General features: G+C 63.7%; 15 protein-coding genes. 5 read left to right on the forward strand and 10 right to left on the reverse strand.

Translation table 11 applies throughout. The annotated features are described in order from the left end of the window. Positions 1–4 precede the first annotated feature (4 nt). Positions 5–1,927 carry a PrkA family serine protein kinase gene (locus F2P44_RS15555; protein ID WP_054264203.1) on the reverse strand — a complete coding sequence of 641 codons (1,923 nt, stop codon included), beginning with the start codon at positions 1,925–1,927 and terminating at the stop codon, positions 5–7. Between the two features lie 583 nt (positions 1,928–2,510). Between F2P44_RS15555 and F2P44_RS15560 the strand changes: the two genes are divergently transcribed. Next, positions 2,511–3,530: an adenosine deaminase gene (locus tag F2P44_RS15560; protein WP_167087914.1), complete on the forward strand. Its 1,020-nt coding sequence runs from the start codon at positions 2,511–2,513 to the stop codon at positions 3,528–3,530. A gap of 39 nt (positions 3,531–3,569) precedes the next feature. Further along, complete coding sequence (locus F2P44_RS15565; RefSeq protein ID WP_370662698.1) at positions 3,570–6,080, forward strand: ABC transporter permease; 2,511 nt, start codon at positions 3,570–3,572, stop codon at positions 6,078–6,080. Positions 6,081–6,091: 11 nt separating this feature from the next. On the opposite strand, the gene F2P44_RS15570 is transcribed toward F2P44_RS15565, so the two are convergent. Then, entirely contained in the window at positions 6,092–7,087 is a 996-nt protein-coding gene (locus tag F2P44_RS15570) for a response regulator (protein WP_167087918.1), read from the reverse strand. 20 nt (positions 7,088–7,107) lie between these two features. Beyond that, positions 7,108–8,418 carry a sensor histidine kinase gene (locus F2P44_RS15575; protein ID WP_229423568.1) on the reverse strand — a complete coding sequence of 437 codons (1,311 nt, stop codon included), beginning with the start codon at positions 8,416–8,418 and terminating at the stop codon, positions 7,108–7,110. A 152-nt stretch (positions 8,419–8,570) separates the two neighbouring features. Between F2P44_RS15575 and cqsA the strand changes: the two genes are divergently transcribed. From cqsA to F2P44_RS15590, 3 genes are read left to right on the forward strand one after another with little or no spacing between them, the layout of a single operon-like run. After that, on the forward strand, positions 8,571–9,815 hold the full coding sequence (gene cqsA, locus F2P44_RS15580) for an alpha-hydroxyketone-type quorum-sensing autoinducer synthase (RefSeq protein ID WP_167087920.1): 1,245 nt from the start codon (positions 8,571–8,573) through the stop codon (positions 9,813–9,815). Positions 9,816–9,847: 32 nt separating this feature from the next. Further along, the gene (locus F2P44_RS15585; protein ID WP_167087922.1) at positions 9,848–10,237 is read left to right on the forward strand and encodes a group II truncated hemoglobin; all 390 of its coding nucleotides are present in this window, start codon (positions 9,848–9,850) and stop codon (positions 10,235–10,237) included. A 4-nt stretch (positions 10,238–10,241) separates the two neighbouring features. Further along, complete coding sequence (locus F2P44_RS15590; RefSeq protein ID WP_167087924.1) at positions 10,242–11,564, forward strand: DNA recombination protein RmuC; 1,323 nt, start codon at positions 10,242–10,244, stop codon at positions 11,562–11,564. Between the two features lie 395 nt (positions 11,565–11,959). Here the strand turns inward: F2P44_RS15590 and F2P44_RS15595 are convergent, their stop codons facing one another. The 7 genes from F2P44_RS15595 to F2P44_RS15625 form a co-directional block, all read right to left on the reverse strand. Continuing rightward, positions 11,960–12,769, reverse strand: a complete 810-nt coding sequence (locus tag F2P44_RS15595; protein WP_229423575.1) for an MHFG family PEP-CTERM protein — start codon at positions 12,767–12,769, stop codon at positions 11,960–11,962. A gap of 489 nt (positions 12,770–13,258) precedes the next feature. Beyond that, the gene (locus F2P44_RS15600; protein ID WP_167087928.1) at positions 13,259–13,993 is read right to left on the reverse strand and encodes a PEP-CTERM sorting domain-containing protein; all 735 of its coding nucleotides are present in this window, start codon (positions 13,991–13,993) and stop codon (positions 13,259–13,261) included. 311 nt (positions 13,994–14,304) lie between these two features. Continuing rightward, positions 14,305–15,588, reverse strand: coding sequence for a molybdopterin molybdotransferase MoeA (gene moeA / locus F2P44_RS15605; protein WP_167087930.1), 1,284 nt, complete (start codon positions 15,586–15,588; stop codon positions 14,305–14,307). A gap of 19 nt (positions 15,589–15,607) precedes the next feature. After that, positions 15,608–16,219, reverse strand: coding sequence for a molybdenum cofactor guanylyltransferase MobA (mobA, locus tag F2P44_RS15610; RefSeq protein ID WP_167087932.1), 612 nt, complete (start codon positions 16,217–16,219; stop codon positions 15,608–15,610). Further along, positions 16,220–17,329 carry a GTP 3',8-cyclase MoaA gene (gene moaA / locus F2P44_RS15615; RefSeq protein ID WP_167087934.1) on the reverse strand — a complete coding sequence of 370 codons (1,110 nt, stop codon included), beginning with the start codon at positions 17,327–17,329 and terminating at the stop codon, positions 16,220–16,222. Next, positions 17,322–18,656: a chromate efflux transporter gene (gene chrA, locus F2P44_RS15620; protein ID WP_167087936.1), complete on the reverse strand. Its 1,335-nt coding sequence runs from the start codon at positions 18,654–18,656 to the stop codon at positions 17,322–17,324. The genes moaA and chrA overlap by 8 nt, the downstream gene beginning before the upstream one ends. Positions 18,657–18,744: 88 nt before the next feature. Then, entirely contained in the window at positions 18,745–21,948 is a 3,204-nt protein-coding gene (locus tag F2P44_RS15625) for an Rne/Rng family ribonuclease (protein ID WP_167087938.1), read from the reverse strand. Positions 21,949–22,045: the final 97 nt, after the last annotated feature.

Here is a 22,045-nt window from a genome sequence, read left to right on the forward strand (position 1 = left end):
CGACTTACGACGACTTGCGCACGCGCAGATACCATTCGCACAGCAGGCGCACCTGCTTGGCGGTATATCCTTTTTCCACCATGCGCGCCACGAAATCGGCGTGCTTGTTCGCATCCTCGGCACTGGCCTTGGCATTGAACGAAATGACCGGCAACAGTTCCTCGGTATTCGAGAACATCTTTTTCTCGATCACGGTGCGGAACTTTTCATAACTGGTCCAGGCCGGATTCTTGCCGCCGTTGGTGGCCCGCGCACGCAAGCCGAAGTTGACGATCTCGTTGCGGAAATCCTTGGGATTGCTGATCCCGGCCGGCTTTTCGATCTTTTCCAGCTCGTTGTTGAGCGAATCGCGGTCGAAGCTTTCGCCCGTGTCGGGATCGCGGAATTCCTGGTCCTGGATCCAGAAGTCGGCGAAGGTCACGTAGCGGTCGAAAATATTCTGGCCGTATTCCGAATAGCTTTCCAGGTAAGCGGTCTGGATTTCCTTGCCGATGAACTCGACATAGCGCTGCGCCAGATGCTCCTTAATATAGGAAAAGTAGCGCTGCTCGGTTTCGGGCGGAAACTGCTCGCGCTCGATCTGCTGCTCCAGCACATACAGCAGGTGCACCGGATTGGCCGCCACTTCGGTATTGTCGAAGTTGAAGACCTTCGACAAAATCTTGAACGCGAAGCGGGTCGACAGCCCGTTCATGCCTTCGTCCACCCCGGCGTAATCGACATACTCGTGCATCGACTTGGCCTTGGGATCGGTGTCTTTCAGGTTTTCGCCATCGTAGACCAGCATTTTAGAGAAGACGCTCGAATTTTCCGGGTCTTTCAGGCGCGACAGAATCGCGAACTGCGCCATCATTTTCATGGTGCCCGGCGCGCACGGGGCCAGCTCGAGCGAGGAATTGCGGATCAGCTTATCGTAGATCTTGATTTCGTCCGACACGCGCAGGCAATACGGTACCTTGACGATGTAAATCCGGTCCAGGAAGGCTTCGTTATTGCGGTTGTTGCGGAAGGTTTTCCACTCCGATTCGTTCGAGTGCGCCAGGATGATGCCGTCGAAAGGAATCGCGCCGAAACCCTCGGTCCCCTTGTAATTGCCTTCCTGGGTGGCCGTCAGCAGGGGATGGAGCACCTTGATCGGCGCCTTGAACATCTCGACGAATTCCATCAGCCCCTGGTTGGCCAGGCACAGGCCGCCGGAGTAGCTGTAGGCATCCGGATCGTCCTGGGCGTAATCTTCGAGCTTGCGGATATCGACCTTGCCGACCAGCGAAGAAATATCCTGGTTGTTTTCGTCGCCCGGTTCGGTCTTGGAAATGGCGATCTGCTTGAGCACCGATGGATAGCGCTTGACCACGCGGAACTGGTTGATGTCGCCATTGAATTCGTGCAGGCGCTTGACCGCCCATGGACTTGGAATGGTGCGCAGGTAGCGGCGCGGAATGCCGTAATCCTCTTCCAGGATGACGCCATCCTCTTCCTCGTTGAACAGGCCGAGCGGCGATTCGTTCACCGGCGAGCCTTTCAGCGCATAGAAGGGCACCTGTTCCATCAGTACCTTGAGTTTTTCGGCGATCGACGACTTGCCGCCGCCCACCGGGCCGAGCAGGTACAGGATCTGCTTGCGTTCTTCCAGGCCCTGCGCGGCATGGCGGAAGTACGACACCACCTGCTCGATGACTTCCTCGGTGCCGTAGAAATCGCGGAAGGCCGGATAAATCTTGATCACCTTGTTGGCGAAGATGCGCGACAGGCGCGTGTCGTTGCGCGTGTCCACCAGGGTCGGCTCGCCGATCGCGGCCAGCATGCGTTCCGGCGCGCTGGCATAGGTGAGCTTGTCCTTCTTGCACAGTGCCAGATACTCAGAAAGGGAATATTCCTCTTCGCGGGTACGCTCGTAGCGAGCTGCGTAGTTGTCAAAAATGGTCATTTGAATGTCCTTTAATGTGCTGTCACTACTTCACTGTCACTGGCAGACGTAGCATCGGGGTGCTGTCCAGCCCTGGTCGTTGGCGTACTCCTTTTGGACCGTCACGTGCTTTCCCGTTCCAGCATTTCTGAAACAAAAACGGATAACGATATTTATTATTTTTACCGGTGTTTCCCGGTGATTTTGCGCGTGCCGACAAGGTCTTCTTACGCCTATGAAATTTATTATGTGCCTAATAGTTCCGGAAGTCAAAGTAATGTAGAGTAAGCTGATGTAACTGTCTTAAGTAGTTGATTTAAAACGGAAAAATGACATGTTTACGTGCATGTTCGCTGTCTCATTTTTGCCTTGGATGTTCGTTATGCATGTCGTCTTGATCAAGGTTTCCTGCACTAATGAAAGAAGAACATCGCGCGCATCGAAGGTGATTGGATAGTGCACGAACTCGGCGTCCGATGGCGCACGAAAATCGCCTTTCGTGTCACACATTTTCTGGCGTGAACTTTGGCGGCGGCGCGCTTGCGGCGTGCGCTTGCGCTACACTGCTGTCTGACGACACGCCCATTACCGACGGAGAAATACGATGCTGAACGACCAGATGAGAAATATTGTGCAACAGATGCCCAAGGCGGAATTGCACATCCACATCGAAGGTTCGCTCGAACCGGAACTCATTTTTGCGCTCGCGCAAAGAAACGGTGTGTCCCTGGCCTATGGCTCGGTGGAAGCGTTGCGCGCCGCCTACGCCTTCAGCGACCTGCAATCCTTCCTCGACATCTATTATGCTGGCGCCAGCGTCTTGCTCAAGGAGCAGGACTTCTACGACATGACCATGGCTTACCTTGAGCGTGCCCATGCCGACCATGTGCGCCATGCCGAAATCTTTTTCGACCCGCAAACCCACACCGCGCGCGGCGTCCCGTTCCAGACGGTGATCGACGGCATCTGGCGCGCCTGCCAGGATGGCCCCATCAGCGCCACCCTGATCATGTGTTTCCTGCGCCACCTGAGCGAAGATGACGCCATTGCCACGCTGGAAGAAGCCTTGCCCTTCCGCGACAAGATCATCGGCGTCGGCCTCGACTCGTCCGAGCGCGGCCATCCGCCCGAAAAATTCACCCGCGTGTTCGAGCGCTGCCGCCAGCTCGGCCTGCGCCTGGTCGCCCATGCCGGCGAAGAAGGTCCGCCGGCCTACATCGAAACCGCGCTCGACGTGCTCAATGTCGAGCGCATCGACCATGGCGTGCGCTGCCTGGAAGACCCGCAACTGACCGCCCGCCTGGCGCGCGAGCAGATCGCGCTGACCGTTTGCCCGCTGTCGAACGTCAAGCTGCGCGTGTTCGGCGAGATGCAGGAACACAACCTCGTGACCCTGCTCGACGCCGGTCTGGTGGCCACCGTCAATTCGGACGACCCGGCCTATTTCGGCGGCTACATGAATGCCAACTTCCTGGCCGTGTTCGACGCACTGCCCCTGAGCGCCGCCCACGCGCGCCAGCTGGCCCGCAACAGCTTCACGGCCTCCTTCCTGGAGCCCGAAGCCAAGCGCGCCTTTCTCGCTGAAGTCGAGCAGTTCTTTGCCAGCTCCGGCGCCACCGTCTAGATCGATCACCACGCCGCCATGCTGATTCAATCGCTTCGAATGACCGCGCGCGACTGGCGCGCCGGTGAACTGCGTTTCCTGCTGATCGCCCTGATCATCGCCGTCTCTTCGCTGTCGGCGGTCGGTTTCTTCATCGACCGCATGCGCAGCGGCCTCAATCGCGATGCGCACCAGCTGCTCGGCGCCGACCTGCTGGTCAATGCCGACCAGCCGCTCGATCCCGCCTGGCGCGCCGAAGCCGTCAAGCGCGGCCTGGTGCTGGCCGATACGGTGACCTTCCCCAGCATGGCGCAGGCCGGCGAGGGCGAGCAATCGGTGTCGCTGCTGGCGGCGGTCAAGGCCGTTTCGCCCGGTTACCCGCTGCGCGGCCAGCTGCGCATCACCACCAGCATGGAGCAGGCCAGCGCCGCGCTGGGCCAGAAAACCGATACCACGCCCGCGGCGGGCACGGTGTGGGTCGACCCCAACATCGTTACCGCGCTCAAGACCAGCGTCGGCGGCCGCATGCGCGTGGGCGACAAGGAATTCACGATCGCCCAGCTGATCGCTTCGGAACCGGACCGCGGCCCCTCGTTCGCCAATTTTTCGCCGCGCGTGATGCTCCCCCTGGCCGACCTGGCCGCGACGGGCCTGATCGACAACGGTTCGCGCGTCACCTACCGCTTGCAGGTGAGCGCGCCGTCCAACAACGACACCAACAGCGTCAAGGCGTTTGAAGAATGGATCACGGCCCGCATCGAGGCGGACAAGGTGCGCGGCGTGCGCGTCGAGTCGCTCGAAAACGGCCGTCCCGAAATGCGCGCCACGCTCGACCGCGCCGACCGCTTCCTGTCGCTGGTCGGCCTGCTCTCGGCCATGCTGGCGGCGGTCGCCGTGGCCATGGCCGCGCGCCGCTTCATGCAGCGCCACCTGGACGCCTGCGCCATGCTGCGCTGCCTCGGCCTGACGCAAAACCAGGTGACCATGCTGTACCTGATCGAATTCGCCCTGGTCGGCCTGGCCGGCAGCGCGCTCGGGGTGCTGGCCGGCTTCGGCGGCCACTTCGTGCTGATGCAGCTGATCGGGTCCATGCTCAGCACCGACCTGCCGCCGGTGTCCTTCCTGCCGGCGCTGCAAGGCATCGCCACCGGCATGCTGCTGCTGGTCGGCTTTGCGCTGCCGCCGATCCTTCAATTGCGCAACGTGCCGCACAACCGCGTGATCCGGCGCGAACAGGCAGCGCCCAAGCCGATGGCGCTGGCCACCTACGGCCTGGGCCTGATCGTGTTCGTCGGCCTGATGCTGTGGCAGGCGGGCGACGTCACGCTGGCGCTGTCCACCGCGGCCGGCTTCCTGGGCGGCTTCGCGGTTTTCGCGCTGGTGGCCTGGGGCGGCCTGGCGGCGCTGAAAACACTGCGCGGCGCGCTCGACAACCAGAGCTGGCGCTTCGCCGTCACCTCGCTGCAGCGCCGCCCGGGCGCCACCATCGTGCAGGTGGTGTCGCTCGCGCTCGGCCTGATGGCCCTGCTGCTGCTGACCGTGGTGCGCGGCGACCTGATGACGGCCTGGCGCAGCGCCACCCCGCCGGACGCGCCCAACCGCTTCATCATCAACATTTTGCCCGACCAGAAAAACGAAGTGGCCCAGCGCATCGCCGCCGCCAAGGTCAGCGAAGCGCAGATGTTCCCGATGATCCGCGGACGCCTGACCGCCGTCAACGGCCAGACTATCAGCGCCGCCACGTACCAGGACGACAATGCGCGCCGCCTGGCCGAGCGCGAATTCAACCTCTCGACCATGAATGACATGCCGGCCTCGAACCAGATCGTGGGCGGCCGCTGGTACCAGGATGCGCCGGGCGTGGCCGAAGCCTCGGTCGAACAGGGCATCGCCAAGACGCTCGGCCTGAAACTGGGCGACACGATGCGCTTCGATGTCGGCGGCACCCTGGTCGACGCCAGGGTGACCAGCCTGCGCAAGCTGGAATGGGGCTCGATGCGCGCGAATTTTTTCGTGATCATCAACCCGACCGCGATGGAGAAAACCTCGCAAACCTTCATGACCGCCTTCCACCTGCCGCCGGCGCAAAGCACGTTCACCAATGCGCTGACGCGCGACTACCCGAACCTGACGGTGATCGACGTGAGCGGCATCATCCGCCAGTTGCAGGAAGTGCTGGACCAGGTGGTGGCCGCGGTTGAGTTCCTGTTCATGTTCACCCTGGCCTCCGGGGTGCTGGTGCTGTACGCGGCGCTGATGGGATCGCAGGACGAGCGCACCCGCGAAGCGGGCTTGCTGCGCGCGCTGGGCGCGACCCGCAAGCAGCTCTCGCGCGCGCAGTGGATCGAGTTCTCGCTGGTGGGCGGGCTGGCCGGTTTGCTGGCCGCGTCGGGCGCGGCGGCGCTGGGCTGGGCGCTGGCCACTTACCAGTTCAAGTTCCCCTGGACTTTCAGCCCGATGGTGTGGCTGGCCGGGCTGGTGGTGGGCGCGCTGTGCGCCATCATCGGCGGCTGGCTCGGGCTGCGCAATGTGCTGCGCCAGCCGCCCTTGCAGACCTTGCGCGGTACGTAAGCACGCTGGCATCAGGGTGCCGTCTCGCGCTCGCGCAGGAAGGCCGCGAACGGGTGGGCTGGCTGCTCCAGTTCGCCCGGCTCCAGCGCGAACAGTGCCCAGTAATAGGTGGTCTGGCCGCCCCGGCAGCGCTGCGCGGGCGCGGTCCAGCGGTGCCAGTTCTTGGCGAAATCGCGCGCATACATGCCGTCGCCCTCGCGAAAATACGGCACGATGCAGCGCTCGCGCACCGCCTGCAGGAACGACTGCGGCGCATCGTTGTCGCAACCGACCTCGTAGTGCGCGTTCATCCCGGCCTCGGTTTCGACCACCATCAGCTGGGCGCGTCCGCGCGCGTCGTACAGCAGGATGCCGGCCGGATTCGGATACAGATAGTGTTCCACGATCCCGTGCTGCTCCACCACCATGCGCACCACCGCGGAAAACGCCGGGTCGCTCAGGAAGCTGTGGTTGTGCAGCTCCAGCAGGTCGCGCAGCGGGTCGGAGCGGGCGGCGAAATACGCCTGCTGGAGCGACACGATTTCGGCTTCGAGCTTGTCGAGCGCACCATCGTCGCTCTTTTTGATGTAACGGTCGATCAGGCCGCGGTTAAAGGCGTCGACCGCCACCTTTTCGTCGGCCACGCCGGTAAACAGGATCTTCTTGCAGGGCAGGTGGCGCAGCGCCTCGCACAGCTCCAGGCCATCCATCTGCGGCATCGAATAATCGACCACCACCACCGACGGCGTCATGAAGCGCTGCGGCTCGAAACTGATGCGGTGGATCTGGTCGATATCGAAGGCCACGTTGCAGCGCTCCGTCGAGCCGGGATAGGTATCGTAGCTGGCCGCCAGCCGGCCCGGCTGGCGTTCGCCGTGGGCGCCGATCCAGGCCAGCGCGCTGCTGGTGTCGGCAAAACATTTGCTGGCCAGGGCCGGGTCGAGCTGGAAGGCGACGCTTTTCAGGAAGCTGTCACTGTCGTCGATCAGGACGGTCAGGCTGGGATGGCTGTAAATCGGCAGGGGCATGCTGGGCCTTTCATGGCGGGTCAATGCGCGGGCGGCTCTGCGGCCACGCGCGGAAATTCGAGCACGAACATGGTGTAGCCACGCTCGCGCGACGTGCAGCGGATGCTGGCCTGCCAGGCATCGATGATGTCCTTGCACAGGGCCAGGCCGATGCCGGCGCCGGAACTGGTTGGGTAGGAAAAGAAGCGCTGGAAGATCATCGGCAGCTGGCGCGCGGCGATGCCGCAGCCGGTATCGATCACCAGCAGGCGCGGCGTGTCGGGACGGCCGTCGACGACGATGCGGATGCGTCCCTTGCCGGCCCGGTGCAGCGCCTTGAGCGCGTTGCGCAGCAGGTTGAGCAAAACGACGACCGACAGCTCGTGCTTGCCGGCGAAGCGGAAGTCGGCGCGGATGGCGACGCTGACCGCATCGCGCTGCGCTTGCGCGGCGAACGGATAGCGCCGGATCACCGACTCGACCACCTCGCGCATCGATATCACCTCGCTCGCTTCGAGCTGCTGCTGGACCGCGCTGGCCGACAGCAGGAACAGGTCGATCATGTGGTTCATGTGGCGTACCTCGTACTGGATGCGCGCCATCGCTTCGCACATCGCCTGCCAGTCGGCCTCGCTGGCCTGGGCCGGCGGCGTGATGCGGCGGTAGATGCCGCGCACATTGGCCTCGACGCTGATCAGGGGCGTGCGCAGCTCGTGCGACACGCTGGCCAGGCCGTGCGCCACGCCGGCCAGCTTCGCGCGCGCCAGTGCCCCGCGCCCGGCCTTGGCCACCGACACGGCGACGATGGTGAAGGCGTAGATGGGCAGCTGTTCCAGCACCGTGGGGCTGAGCATGAAAGCCGGCTCGCCGACCAGCGCAAACAGGGCGCAGGCCAGCACGGTGCCGGTGGCGCAGGCGCTCAGCGCCAGGCGCGTGCGAAAGTGGAACAGCACCGTCAGCGCGATCAGCAGCGACTGGCTCCACACGGCCGAACCGTGATTCATCAGGTACATGAAGGCGAACTGGAACGGCAGCACATAGGTCACCGCGATGAACAGATAGGCATGCACGAAACGCCCGCGCAGCAGGCGCCCCGGGGCCAGCGCGGGCAGGCACAGGGCCGCGCCGATCAGGCGCAGGGCAAGGCTCTCGAACTCCTGCGGAAACCAGTAGGTCCAGATCGAATAATAGGCCGGCATGCCCAGGAAGCCGATCCATGCCAGCACGATGAAGGGTCCGGTCGCGTGGGCGTGGTGACGCTCGTTGTGCACCAGCCAGCGCAGCAGCCAATGCAGCACGAACTCGCGCAGACGGTCGGTGAAAAACGGGGCGGGGGCACTGGCAAACATCATGGAAGGGTTTCCGGACTCGCAGCGGTGGGCGGGGAAGAGCAATCTTGACCTATGTTGATATTTTGCAATTTGATATATGTCAAGCTCCATCGATGTTGCAGGAATGGCAAGGAAGGGCGGCACAGAATGGATAATTTTTCCAAGGAGAATTCATGTCTTTTGCTGCCGATCACATTTCGACTGCCGTGCGCGCCGAACTGGCCATGCCATCCTTCGTCACAGGCCGCATGGATGAGCATTACGTGACCCGCGTCGCGCAGTTGCTGGGCGGCGAGCATCTGCATGTCTGGACGCCACCCCAGCCCGACGCGATCATGTTGGCCAGCAACGACTACCTGTGCATTTCCGGCGAAGCGGCCTTGCTGGAGGCGCAGGCGCGCTGCCTCGTCACGAGCCGGGCGGGCATGCTGATGTCCTCCGTATTCCTGCAAGAGGGCAGCGCCCAGCACCGGCTGGAAGCGAAGCTGGCGGCCTTCATGGGCGCCGAAGACGCGGTGCTGACCCAGTCCGGATGGGCCGCCAACGTCGGCCTGCTGCAAACCATCGCCGGGCCGGGGGTGCCGGTCTATCTCGACATGATGGCGCATGCCTCGCTGTGGGAAGGCGTGCAGTCGGCGCAGGCCACCGCGCTGCCGTTCCTGCACAACGACGCGGCGCACCTGGAGCGCCAGGTGCGCAAGCACGGTCCCGGCGTGATCGTGGTCGATGCGCTGTACAGCACCAACGGCAGCGTCGCGCCGTTGGAACAGGTGGCGCGCATCGCCACCGGCAGCGGCAGCATCCTGGTGGTCGACGAATCGCATTCGCTCGGCACCCACGGCCCGCGCGGGGCCGGGCTGGTGGCGGCGCTGGCACTGGAGGGACAGGTGCACTTTCGCACCGCCTCGCTAGCCAAGTGCTTCGCCGGGCGGGCCGGCTTCATTACCTGTTCCAGCCACTTCAAGGGCTACTTCCTGTCGGCCTCGCGCCCGGCGATCTTCAGCTCCTGCCTGCTGGAGCACGAACTGGCATGGTTCGATGCGGCGCTCGACTTCATCGCCGCCGCCGATGGCCGCCGCGCGGCGCTGGCCCGCGTCACGCGCACGGTGAGGGACGGCCTGCGTGCGTTGGGCTACAACGTCGACGACGGCAGCGAACAAATCGTCGCGCTCGAAGCGGGACCGGAACCGCGCACGCTGGCGCTGCGCAAGGCGCTGGAGCGGCGCGGCATCCACGGCGCCGTGTTCTGCGCGCCGGCCACCGCCAAGAACCGTTCGCTGGTGCGCCTCACGCTCAACAGCGGCCTGACAAGCGCCCAGTGCGCGCGCCTGCTCGACGCCTGCGCCGACATGCGTCCGGAGGTCGGGATGGACAGCTGGCCATCGACGCGCCGCCTGCGCCGCCTCACACTGGTCTGACAGCGGCGCGCGCGCTGCGCTATCATGGCGGCATGAGTGAACCACAAACCCTGTATGACGTCATCGGTGGCGAAGCGCGCGTGCGCGAGATGGTCGACCGCTTCTACGACCTGATGGAGCTGGAGCCCGAGTTTGCCGGCATCCGCGCGCTGCATCCGCCGTCGATGGACGGCTCGCGCGACAAGCTGTTCATGTTCCTGAGCGGCTGGATGGGCGGGCCCGACCTGTTCGTCGAACAGTACGGCCATCCGCGCCTGCGCGCGCGCCACCTGCCGTTTGCCATCGGCGGCAGCGAGCGCGATCAGTGGCTGCGCGCCATGGCATGGGCGATGGAAGATATCGGCATCGATGAAGCGCTGCGCCTGCGCCTGATGGAGTCGTTCTACCAGACCGCCGACTGGATGCGCAACCAGCCCGGTTGATGTCATGACCCAGACCGAATTTTTGATTCTCGCCGCGCTGGCGGTCATTGTCATTGTCTTGCAGGCCTTGCTGCTGCTGCGCGCGCGCGGGGCCGGTAACGGGGGCGCGCAGCTCGAACGGCTGGAGCGCGAACTGCGTCTGGAACTGCAGGCCGGCGCGCAAGGCACGCGCCAGGACATCGGCGCTACGCTGGCGCAGTACCACGGCGCCACCGTTCAGCAGCTCGACAGCATGCGCCAGCAAATTCACATGGCCAGCGTCAGTGTGCGCGAAGAGCAGTCGGCCACGCTCAAGCGCTTTGCCGACACCATGCACCAGACCCTGTCGGCGCTGACTGAGTCGAACGCCCAGCGCATGCTGGAAGTGCGCTCGACCCTGGAAGCGAAAATCCGCGACCTGCAGAACGACAACGGTGCGCGCCTGGAAGAGATGCGCAAGACGGTTGACGAAAAGCTGCACGCCACCCTGGAGACGCGCTTGTCCGAATCGTTCCGCCAGGTGTCGGAACGTCTGGAGCGGGTGCACCAGGGGTTGGGCGAGATGCAACAGCTGGCCATCGGCGTGGGGGACCTGAAACGCGTGCTCACGAACGTGAAGACGCGCGGCACCTGGGGCGAAGTGCAGCTTGAAATGCTGCTCGAACAGGTGCTGACGGTGGACCAGTATGCCAAGAATGTCGAGACCATTCCTGGCAGCGGGGCGCGGGTCGAGTTTGCGATCAAGCTGCCCGGCCATGTGGAGGGTGGCACGCCGGTGTGGATGCCGATCGACGCCAAGTTCCCCAAGGAGCAGTACGAACGCCTGCTCGACGCGGCCGACCGGGCCGACGCCGACGGCGTGGCGCTGTCCGGGCGTGAGCTCGAACGCGCCGTGCGGCTGGAAGCGAAGACAATCTGCGACAAGTACGTTTCGCCGCCGCTGACCACCGATTTTGCGATCCTGTTCCTGCCGACCGAGGGGCTTTATGCGGAGGTCATGCGCAGGCCGGGCCTGGCCGATGATCTGCAGCGCACCTTGCGCGTGTCGATTGCGGGACCGTCGACCCTGTCGGCGATTCTGAACAGTTTGCAGATGGGATTCCGTACCTTGGCGCTGGAAAAGCGCTCGTCCGAAGTGTGGCAGGTGCTGGGGGCGGTGAAGACGGAATTTACCAAGTTTGGCGATGTGCTTACGCAGACCAAGCTGACCCTAGAAAAGGCGGCCAAGAATATCGAGAGCGCGGAAGTACGCAGCCGGCAGATGGCGCGCAAGCTCAAGTCGGTGGAGGCGTTGCCGAGCGAGGCGGCGCAGCTGATGATGGGGCCTGATATTGACAGTGACGCGTAAGGTGCAAACGTAAGCGCAAAGGTAAGCGCAAGCGCAAAGGTAAGCGCAAAGGAAAGCGCAAACGTAAGCGCAAGCGCTACATGTAAAACCGTCGTTCCCGCGCAGGCGGGAACCCAAGCCCTGCCGGCGACTCGACGGTGCTTTGGATTCCCGCCTGCGCGGGAATGACGGTATTGGGGCTAGCGGGTTGACGGATGCTACAGCGGCGACGAAGGCTACAGCGACGAGAAAGGCTACAGCGGCGACACAGGCTAAAGCAGCGACGAAGGCTAAAGCAGCGACGAAGGCTACAGCAGCGACGAAGGCTACAGCAGCGACGAAGGCTACAGCAGCGACAAAGGCTACAGCAGCGACAAAGGCTACAGCAGCGACAAAGGCTACAGCGGCGACGAAGGCTACAGCGGCGACAACGTCCTGCGGCGCCGCCGCGCGGCGGCCAGCACCGCAGCCAGCCCAAATCCCATCATCATCCATTGTTCCGGCTCGGGCACTGGCACCGCGGGCAGGTTAGTGTCGGGGACGGGCGTGAGGTCGATGCCGGTAGTCGGCCCATCCCTGAACGGCGGCCCGAAGCCACCAGGCCCGATCGGCGGGACCGGAACCCCTCCCTGGTAGGCAATCAGTCCCGGCGGCGTGCTCGATGCGTGCTCCGGGACCGGAAATTTGGGTTCGGCGCTGGTGCCGCGCAGCGCGAGCGCCAGTTCGCTCTCCGCTGCCGGCGGCTGTTCCGATAGCGACATCGATGAACCGGGACCGCCCGCCGTGCGGGGTCTGGACGGCCTGCTGGTGCCCAGGCGATGGATGCGGCTCACGTTGCGGCACACGGTCGGCACCAGGATGCAGTGATCGCCTTCGCAGTACACCAGGCCCGCCTGTTTGGTCTTGGTGCTCCAGCCGGCGCGCGAGACGCTCCCGCACACCGTGCCAGCGCCGAAATGCATGTCGCGGATCTTCGATTCGTAGTAGTTCTGGCCCTTGATCGAGTCGCGCCCGATGGTCACGAATTCGTCGAAATTGCGGTCCGCCATGCGCTCCTTCAGGCGCGCACGCACCTGCGGCGGAATGTCGCGGTAACGGTCCACTGCCGCCACCACATCACCCATGAAGGGGTTCACGCCGGGGTGGTCCCAGTTGCACTTTTCGATGCGGGCGCTGGACGCCGCCTTGACCGGGTTCGCCGCCAGCATCAGCGCCGCACCCAGCATCAACACGCAAGCCCGCACAGCGCTCGGGACCTTGTGACTTGCAACTGTAAAGCTGCTTGCGGGCATCATGATCTCTGACCAAATTGGTTAGGTAGAGATTGATATTAGCAAGTGAGCCAGTCCGTTCTCTCATAAAACCTAACGATCAGGGTGATAGTAAATTACTATCAATGATGCTTTTAAAGCATTCCTCCTATGAGAACTCCGTAGAAAATGCAGCAATAAATAGACAAGCTAGGGCAAAATGGAGTGAATAAAAAACAACGATATTGCCATAAAAATCACAATTGAATGGATTTCAAAGATGATTTTCATATCATTACTGATGTTTTATACCTCATTGCATAACGTGAGTTGAAGGAAATGTGTGACTATTTATGAGACCTTGAAACATTGCTCCTTACTTCCGCAGCCCTGGAATACAGTGGCCAGGCACGCGTGAACCAGCCATGTCACGCCCAGGCGTAACGCGCGCCGGCCTGTCACTACCTAACGTGCACGTTGCCTCCGCCGGCGCAGGGCAACAACACTCAACCCGGCAAGTAACATACCGTAGGTGGCCGGTTCCGGAACCGGAGTTGCGAAAGTAAGCGCATAGGTATTAAAGTAAATATATCCCCCTTTTAGGGGGCTATTGGCAATGTCGACGGTGAAATCTTGGCTCAGCGCCCCTGACCTAATTTCAAACTTCTGGTCAACCTCCTGACCATTCCAAGGCCTGCCTTCGATCCAAGCTATGGCGTCAGTACCTTCGCTACTGGTTCCGCTGATATCGAGCATCGCCGTGCCCGTCACCCGGATCAGGGTGTCCGGCGTAAGATTGTAATAAAGTAACGATCTTCTGCCGCGCGAATTTAACATATCATAATCGCGTACGCCTTCCATCGTCCATATTTGAGCATTGGCGCCCAGCGTCGTCGGGGTCGACCATGCAGATGTTCCACCGTACGAAACACCAATTGCAGTGGAACCGGGACTGTAGGTATCCTGGGCCAAATCGTTGCTGTAATTGCCATCATTCGACTGGTACCGACTGTGTGAATCGTATTTCGTGGTGTCAAACTGTACGGACGGCGTGATGTTGTCGTTGGGGTTCAGGTCAATCAATTCGATCTTCATGTTGCTGATCTGTGAGACGACTTTGTTACGTCCCGCCGCGTCAGCCGAAGGCGATGAAGCCAGCGCTGCAAGCAACAATGCCGCCGTAACATGGGATATGGACATGTTTTTCCTTTGGATGAGTGAAGAGTCAATAGTTGGTGCACGATATTATATATGCAAAAATGCTAAAAAGTCAATATAGTCTTGCTTCGTGGAGACAATTCCTGGCGCTGGTAATAAAAAATATCAATGAAAAATTGTGTAAGCGTCATCCCATTACGTCTTGAGCGCGCAGCCGATTCAATCGAATGGTGTCACACCCCTGGGAAGCGGGATGTTGCTTAAGCCGACGGTAGCGATCCATCGAGGACGTGCGTGGAAAGCATTTTCGCCATGCCGTACAGGATGAGCGGCACTAGGACGAGTTGCATTTTTCAAATCAAGCCATCGAACAACATGATGTCGACCAGATCGCCCGCCTCGACGTTGCCTTGCTCATCATGCAAGATCACCATGCAGTTCGCCTCGCTCATCGAACGCAGGATGCCGGAGCCTTGCGAGCCGGTGATGCGCACGCTTTGCAGGCCCTCGTCATCGCGTTCGAGGATGCCGCGTTGGTACTCGGTGCGGCCCGGTTTTTTGCGGATGGCGCCGGCCGAACGTACTTTGAGCATCGGCAGCGGCGCATCGGCGCCCATCATGCGCAGCAGCGCGTCGCGTGCGAAGAAGTAGAACGACACCATTACGGCGACCGGATTGCCGGGAAGGCCAAACAGGAAGGCGCTGTGGCCGTGCGAGGCGATGCGGCCGAACGCCAGCGGCCGGCCCGGGCGCATGCCGATCTTCCAGAAGCTCACGTCGCCCAGTTTGGCCATGATCTGGCGCGTGTAGTCGGCCGCGCCGACCGACACGCCGCCCGAGGTGACGATGGCGTCCACGTTTTCGCAGGCGTGGCGCAGCGCGTCTTCCAGCGCTTGCGGATCGTCGCGCACGACGCCCATGTCGACGATCTCGCAACCTAAGCGCGTGAGCATGCCGTGCAGGGTGTAGCGGTTGCTGTCGTAGACGCAGCCGGCGTCGAGCGGCTGGCCGATCGAGCGCAGTTCGTCGCCGGTGGAAAAGAATGCCACGCGCAGGCGCCGCGCCACCGGCACCGTGGCAATGCCGAGGGAGGCCAGCAGCCCCAGGTCGGCCGGGCGGATGACTTTCCCCTTGCGCAGGGCGGCGCTGCCGGCCATCAGGTCTTCGCCCGCAAAACGGCGGTTGTCGCCGCTGCGGATCACATTGGGCGCGATGGTGATGCTGTCCTCGCCGATTGCCGCGACCAGTTCCTGCGGGACCACGCTGTCGCAGCCGGCCGGCATGACGCCGCCGGTCATGATGCGCACGCATTCGCCGCTGCCCGCAACCACCCCGGACGGGCGCCCCGCGAACACGGTGCCTACCACCGCCAGGGTGACCGGGCTATCGCCGGACAGGTCGGCGCCGCGCAGGGCGTAGCCGTCCATGGCCGAATTGTCATGCGCCGGCACGCTGATCGGCGAGATGATGTCCGCGCCCAGCACCCGGTCCAGCGCCGCCAGCAGCGCTACCTGTTCGATGGCGCCGACCGGCTCGATGAAGTCGCGGATGACGCGCTGCGCGTCGCGCACGGGCAGCGCATCGGGGTCGTAGGCGGACAAACAGCTGGTGATGTCGTTCAGGGTTGGCGTGGTCATGGTGTGCTTGGGTGAGGGATTATTCAGGTTCGCACTGGCGCAGTTCGTCCAGCGTGTTGATGTTGCGGAAGGCGCTGGCATCGTCGAAGCGCACGCGCACCACCCTGATGCCGCCGTACCAGCCATCCATGCGGCGTCCGCCGCCGGCAAGGTAGGCTTGCAGCCGGGGCAGGGCGCTGGTCCGGACCAGGGCGAACACGGGCTGCGGCTGGATGCGCGGCACGCCATCCGCGCCAGCTTCTTCGGTTTCGGCCAGCGCCAGGTCGGCGCCGCCGGCGTCGAGTGCCTGGCGCAGGCGCGCTACCAGGTCGGGCGGCAGGAATGGCGAGTCGCATGGCGCCGTGACCAGCAGCGGCGTGGCGCAGCGGGCCATGCCGGTGGCCAGCCCGGCCAGCGGACCCTCGAAACCGGTCAGCTGGTCGGGCCACACCGGCACGCCGAAAGCGGCGTAGACGTTGAGGTTCTGGTTGGCGTTGATGGCCAGCGTGCCGACCTGCGGCGCCAGGCGCCGCATCACATGCTCGGCCATGCTGGCGCCGCGAAAGGGCTGCAAGCCCTTGTCGACGTGGCCCATGCGGGTGCCACGCCCTCCGGCCAGAATCAGGCCGGTCATATCGTCAAGTAGTGTCATTTAACCGCCGATGTACGACATTTCGACGCGTTTTCCGCCTCTTTCAATGCCGCTGGTGTTGATGGTACGGGTTTCGGAATAGCGGTCGGCGCGCACCTGCCACAGCGCGCCGATGGCGGCCGAGATTTCGGCGTCGGCGCGGCCTTCGCGTAGCAGGGCGCGCAGGTCGTGGCCACGGGTGGCGAACAGGCAGGTGTACAGCTTGCCCTCGGTCGACAGGCGCGCGCGCGAGCAATCCTTGCAGAAGGCCTGGGTGACGCTGGAGATCAGGCCGATCTCGCCGCCGCCGTCGGCATAGCGCCAGCGCGCCGCAGTTTCGCCGCTGTAGTTCGCTTGCAGCGGCACCAAAGGCATCTCGGCCGAGATGCGGCGCGCCACTTCCGCCGAGGGGATCACTTCGGCCAGGTTCCAGCCGTTGGACGCTCCTACGTCCATGTATTCGATGAAGCGCAGGATGTACGGGCTGCCCTTGAAGTGGCGCGCCATGGGCACGATTTCCTGGTCGTTCATGCCGGCCTTGACGACCATATTGATCTTGACCGGTCCCAGGCCCACGGCGTGGGCGCGATCGATCCCGGCCAGCACGTCGGCCACCGCGAAGTCGACATCGTTCATGCGCTTGAAGGTGGCATCGTCGAGCGAATCGAGCGACACCGTGACCCGGTTCAGGCCCGCATCTTTCAGGGACTGCGCTTTTTTCGCCAGCAGCGAGCCGTTGGTGGTGAGGGTGATGTCGAGCGGGCGGCCGCTTGGGGTGCGCAGGGCGCTGAGCATGCCGACCAGGCGTTCCAGGTTCTTGCGCAGCAGCGGCTCGCCCCCGGTCAGGCGCAGCTTTTCCACCCCGTGGGCGACGAACAGGGTCGCGATGCGGGTGATTTCCTCGAACGAGAGCAGCGAGGCATGCGGCAGGTAGGCGTAGTCCTTGTCGAACACCTCCTTGGGCATGCAGTACACGCAGCGGAAATTGCAGCGGTCGGTGACGGAAATGCGCAGGTCGTGCAGCGGCCGCCCGAGCGCGTCGGCCAGGAGGCCGGTGGGCGCATCGAGCCGCGCGGGGATTGCCGGCGGCGGCGCGCGGCCGTCGCTGAGCATGATAATTTTTTCAGCCATGCCGATACGATAGCACGAGGCCCGCGGCGGCACAGGCGGCGAGCAGTTTGATGGTCCCCACCTTGAAGCGGAACAGGGCCACGCAGGCGGCCGCGCTGATGGCAAGTGCCGCGATATCGATCCCTCCGCCACGCATGAACACGTGCTGGCCGAAGAACAGCGCCAGGCTGACGATCACGCCCACTACCGCCGCCGAAATGGCGGTCAGCGGCGCCGTCATGCGCACATTGTCGCGCGTCGCTTCCACCAGCGGGCCGCCGGCCAGGATGAACATGAACGAGGGCAGGAAGGTGAAGAAGGTGGCCACGCAGGCGCCGGCCACACCGGCCAGCAGCACGCCGCCCGGGCCAAAGATGGCGTGGCTCCAGGCGCCCACGAAGCCGACAAAGGCGACGATCATGATCAGCGGGCCGGGCGTGGTTTCGCCCAGCGCCAGGCCATCGATCATCTGGGACGCGGTCAGCCATTGATAGTGCTCGACGCCGCCCTGGTAGACATAGGGCAGCACGGCGTAGGCGCCGCCGAAGGTCATCAGCGCGGCCTTGGTGAAGAACCAGCCCATCTGCGCCAGCGCGCCCGCCGCCCCGTAGCGCCACGCCAGCAGCAGCCACACGCCGGCGCCCAGGGCCAGGCCGCCAAGGGCTACCCGCGCCAGGCGCGGCCAGGTGAAGCGGGCATGCGCGGGCGTGGGGGTGTCATCGTCGATGAGCGCGGGGCCGTACGAGGCGCGGCTGTCCGGCTGCTGGCCGCCGACCTGGAACTGGGCCGGCAGCACACGGGCGCCGACGAAGCCGATGGTGGCCGCCGCCAGCACGATCAGCGGGAACGGCACTTCGGCCAGCGCGATGGCGAGGAAGGCGGCGAAGGCAATCGCCAGCAGGATGCGGTTTTTCAGCGTGCGCGAGCCGATGCGCCAGGCGGCGGCCAGCACCACGGCCACCACCGCCGGCTTGATCCCGTACAGGATGCCGGCGACCACGGGCAGGGTGCCGTACGCCATGTAGATCCACGACAGCACGATCAGGATCAGCAGCGAGGGCAGGAAGAACAGCAGTCCGGCCAGGATGCCGCCTCGGGTCTTGTGCATCAGCCAGCCGATGTAGATGGCGAGCTGGGTCGCTTCGGGGCCGGGGAGCAGCATGCAGTAGTTGAGCGCGTGCAGGAAGCGCTGTTCGGAAATCCAGCGGCGCCGCTCGACCAGTTCGGTGTGCATCAGCGCGATCTGGCCGGCCGGGCCGCCAAAGCTGATGAAGCCGAGCTTGAGCCAGTACCAGAACGCCATGCGCAGGGTGACGGGAGCGGGAGGGAGATCGGCCGGAAGGGTCATCGTTGACTCAGGTTCAAGGTAAATACGCTGTTTTTTTCACGTAAAAAAAGGGGAAGCCTCAGCTTCCCCTTTTTTTGTTGCGCCTTGATTACTGGCGGCTGGTGTCCACCTGGACCAGCGGCTCATCGACTTGCGGCGGCAGCGGCTTGCGCTCGCGTGGCACGCGTACCGGTGGCGCTGCGCTGGCGGCCGCTTCCTGGGCTGCACGCAGCTTTTCAGGATCGGTGGCCGCCAGGGTCAGGCCGGCAGAACCGAGGATCTCGGCCAGGTCGGCCACTGGCGTCGCTGCAACTGGCGCTGCTGCAACCGGTGCTGGTGCAACCGGCGCTGCTGCAACCGGTGCTGGTGCAACTGGCGCTGGTGGCGCGACAGGGGCCGGCGCAGGTGCTGCAACAGGCGCAGACGCTGCTTCGACCGGTGCAGCTGCGTCAGCAGCCGTTGTTTCGGCTGCCGCAGCTTCGGCTGCCGCAGCTTCCTCCGCAACCGGATCGGCCGGGGTGAACATCGTTGCCGGCACGATTTCTTCGCGTACCGGAGCAACTACTGGAGCCACTTCCGGCGCTGCTTCGACTGGTGCTGTGGCAACTACCTCGGCCACTGGAGCTGGCTCGGCAGGTGCCGGTGCCGCTTCCATTACCGGAGCCGGGGCTGCTGGTGCAGCTTCGACTGGCGCAGGCGCTGGTGCTTCCACAGGTGCAGGTGCAGGAGCTTGCACCGGTGCTGGCGCTACCACGTATTCCGACACGGGCTCAGGTGCGGCTTCCGCTTCAGCTTGCGCAGCTTCCACTGCTGCTGCCTCGGCAACGACCGGCCGGGCCACGACAGGTTCGGCAGCGGCGAACACCGGCGCTTCGGTCTTCTCGAAGGACGGTGCATCCGCTGGCGCTGGTTCGACGGTGAAGCTGGCTTCATTGACAACGTCGCCGTCTTCGCCATCCATGCCCTCGGCCTGGTCGCGGTCGCGGCGATTGCGGTTGCGTCCGCCACGACGACGGCGACGGCGCGGCTCATCGCCACCGGCTTCGACTTCGATTTCTTCACCGTTCGGGCCGATCGTGGTGATCATTTTCGGCACGGCTGCTTCTTCATCGCCTTGCGGCACGGCGACATTGACCATGACTGGGTCAGCCACGACCGGCGCCACGGCCAGTTCGTCGGTTTTCGCTTCGGCTACCGGGGTGCGGTAGTCGGCGCGTTCGCGCGGTGGACGCGGTGCGCGCTCGGTGCGCTCGCCACGTTCCGGACGCTCGCCACGCTCGGCGCGCTCGCCACGTTCGGCGCGCGCTGCCACTGGCGCGCCGGCGGCGTCGACCTGCGGTTCACGCGGCTCGCGCGGTGGACGTGGAGGACGCGGCGGACGGGCGGCCTTGTCGGCATCGCCCGGCTTGCCGGCATCTTCCAGTGCGGCTGGCTTGCCCGGCTCGCGCTCAGGACGGCCGTCCGGCTTGCCGCCACGGGTGCGGGCACGCGGGCCACGGCCGTTGCGGTCTTCGCGGCCGGCAGGCGCAGCGGCCGGCTTGGCCGGGGCGACTGGCGCCGGAGCGGCGATGACGGGTGCTTCCTTCTTGAAGAAGAAGCCCATGATCTTGGCCAGGAAGCCTTCTTCCTCGGGGGCGGTCAGTACCGGTGCCTGGACTGGCGGGGCGACCGGCTTGAGCACTTCGGAGCGGTCCACCATTGGGGCCGGCTGGTCCGGGGTGATGGTCTTGACGACGGCTTCCTGGCGCGGCTTGACTTCTTCCTTCTGGCGCTTGCTGTAAGCCATGTCGGTTTCCGCTTCTTCGGCCAGGTTGTAGCTGGCCTGGCTGTCTTCGAGGCGCGGATCGTCGTGCTTGATGCGTTCGAGCTTGTAGTGCGGCGTGTCCAGATGCTTGTTCGGGATCAGGATCACGCTGATGCGGTGGCGGTTCTCGATCTTGAGCACTTCGCCACGCTTTTCATTGAGCAGGAAAGCGGCAACATCGACGGGCACTTGCACGTGGATGGTGGCCGAGTTTTCCTTCATCGCTTCTTCCTGGATGATGCGCAGCACCTGCAGGGCGGACGATTCGGTATCGCGGATGTGGCCGGTGCCGGAGCAGCGCGGGCAGGTCACGTGCGAGCCTTCGGACAGCGAAGGGCGCAGGCGCTGGCGCGACAGTTCCATCAGGCCGAAACGGGAAATCTTGCCCATCTGAACGCGTGCACGGTCGTGGTGCAGGGCATCCTTGAGGCGGGTTTCGACTTCGCGCTGGTTTTTCGCCACTTCCATGTCGATGAAGTCGATGACGATCAGGCCGCCAAGGTCGCGCAGGCGCAGCTGGCGTGCTACTTCTTCGGCGGCTTCGCAGTTGGTATTGAATGCGGTGGTTTCGATGTCGGAGCCGCGCGTGGCACGGGCCGAGTTGACGTCGACGGAAACCAGGGCTTCGGTGTGGTCGATGACGATGGCGCCGCCGGATGGCAAGGGCACCGTGCGCGAATACGCGGTTTCGATCTGGTGTTCGATCTGGAAGCGCGAAAACAGCGGTACATCGTCGCTGTAACGCTTGACCCGGTGGATCATGTCGGGCATCACGTGGCGCATGAACTGGTGCGCTTGTTCGTAGATATCGTCGGTATCGATCAGGATCTCGCCGATATCGGGCTGGAAGTAGTCGCGGATCGCGCGGATCACGAGCGACGATTCCTGGTAGATCAGGAAGGCGCCGCTGGCCGACTTGCCGGCGCCTTCGATCGCGCGCCACAGTTGCATCAGGTAATTCAAGTCCCACTGCAGTTCTTCGACATTGCGGCCGATGCCGGCGGTACGGGCAATCACTGACATACCCTGCGGCAAGTCCAGCTTGTCCATGGTTTCGCGCAGTTCCTGGCGTTCTTCGCCTTCGACCCGGCGCGAGACGCCGCCGCCACGCGGATTGTTCGGCATCAGGACCAGATAACGGCCGGCCAGGGAAACGAAGGAAGTCAGGGCGGCGCCCTTGTTGCCGCGTTCTTCTTTTTCGACCTGGACCATGATTTCCTGGCCTTCGCGCAGCGCTTCTTTGACCGAAGCGGTACGCACATCGACGCCTTCGCGGAAATAGGTGCGGGCGACTTCCTTGAATGGCAGGAAACCGTGGCGGTCTTCGCCGTAGCTGACGAAGCAAGCTTCGAGCGAGGGTTCGATCCGGGTAATCACGCCCTTGTAGATATTCGACTTGCGCTGTTCGCGACCAGCGGTTTCGATATCGATGTCGATCAGTTTCTGACCGTCGACAATCGCTACGCGCAGTTCTTCCTGCTGCGTAGCGTTAAACAACATGCGTTTCATTTTTATTGACTCCGCGACCCGGGGGCCGTTCTAGTGCCGCTCTGCGCTGGGCGCGGGGCGGCGAAAAGTACAGGGATGTACGCGGGAAGGGAAGTGG

It is taken from the genome of Massilia frigida (genome assembly GCF_011682175.1).
In the GTDB taxonomy this organism is placed as follows: Bacteria; Pseudomonadota; Gammaproteobacteria; order Burkholderiales; family Burkholderiaceae_D; genus Telluria_A; species Telluria_A frigida.

Bases quoted from the DNA above. Each gene is read 5' to 3' on its own strand.
- F2P44_RS15560 (WP_167087914.1), top strand. From the start codon at position 2,511: ATGCTGAACGACCAGATGAGAAATATTGTGCAACAGATGCCCAAGGCG.
- mobA (WP_167087932.1), bottom strand. From the start codon at position 16,219: ATGACACTACTTGACGATATGACCGGCCTGATTCTGGCCGGAGGGCGT.
- F2P44_RS15625 (WP_167087938.1), bottom strand. From the start codon at position 21,948: ATGAAACGCATGTTGTTTAACGCTACGCAGCAGGAAGAACTGCGCGTA.
- moaA (WP_167087934.1), bottom strand. From the start codon at position 17,329: ATGGCTGAAAAAATTATCATGCTCAGCGACGGCCGCGCGCCGCCGCCG.
- F2P44_RS15595 (WP_229423575.1), bottom strand. From the start codon at position 12,769: ATGCTGGGTGCGGCGCTGATGCTGGCGGCGAACCCGGTCAAGGCGGCG.
- F2P44_RS15600 (WP_167087928.1), bottom strand. From the start codon at position 13,993: ATGTCCATATCCCATGTTACGGCGGCATTGTTGCTTGCAGCGCTGGCT.
- moeA (WP_167087930.1), bottom strand. From the start codon at position 15,588: ATGACCACGCCAACCCTGAACGACATCACCAGCTGTTTGTCCGCCTAC.
- F2P44_RS15565 (WP_370662698.1), top strand. From the start codon at position 3,570: ATGACCGCGCGCGACTGGCGCGCCGGTGAACTGCGTTTCCTGCTGATC.
- F2P44_RS15570 (WP_167087918.1), bottom strand. From the start codon at position 7,087: ATGCCCCTGCCGATTTACAGCCATCCCAGCCTGACCGTCCTGATCGAC.
- F2P44_RS15590 (WP_167087924.1), top strand. From the start codon at position 10,242: ATGACCCAGACCGAATTTTTGATTCTCGCCGCGCTGGCGGTCATTGTC.
- F2P44_RS15575 (WP_229423568.1), bottom strand. From the start codon at position 8,418: ATGATGTTTGCCAGTGCCCCCGCCCCGTTTTTCACCGACCGTCTGCGC.
- chrA (WP_167087936.1), bottom strand. From the start codon at position 18,656: ATGACCCTTCCGGCCGATCTCCCTCCCGCTCCCGTCACCCTGCGCATG.
- F2P44_RS15555 (WP_054264203.1), bottom strand. From the start codon at position 1,927: ATGACCATTTTTGACAACTACGCAGCTCGCTACGAGCGTACCCGCGAA.
- cqsA (WP_167087920.1), top strand. From the start codon at position 8,571: ATGTCTTTTGCTGCCGATCACATTTCGACTGCCGTGCGCGCCGAACTG.
- F2P44_RS15585 (WP_167087922.1), top strand. From the start codon at position 9,848: ATGAGTGAACCACAAACCCTGTATGACGTCATCGGTGGCGAAGCGCGC.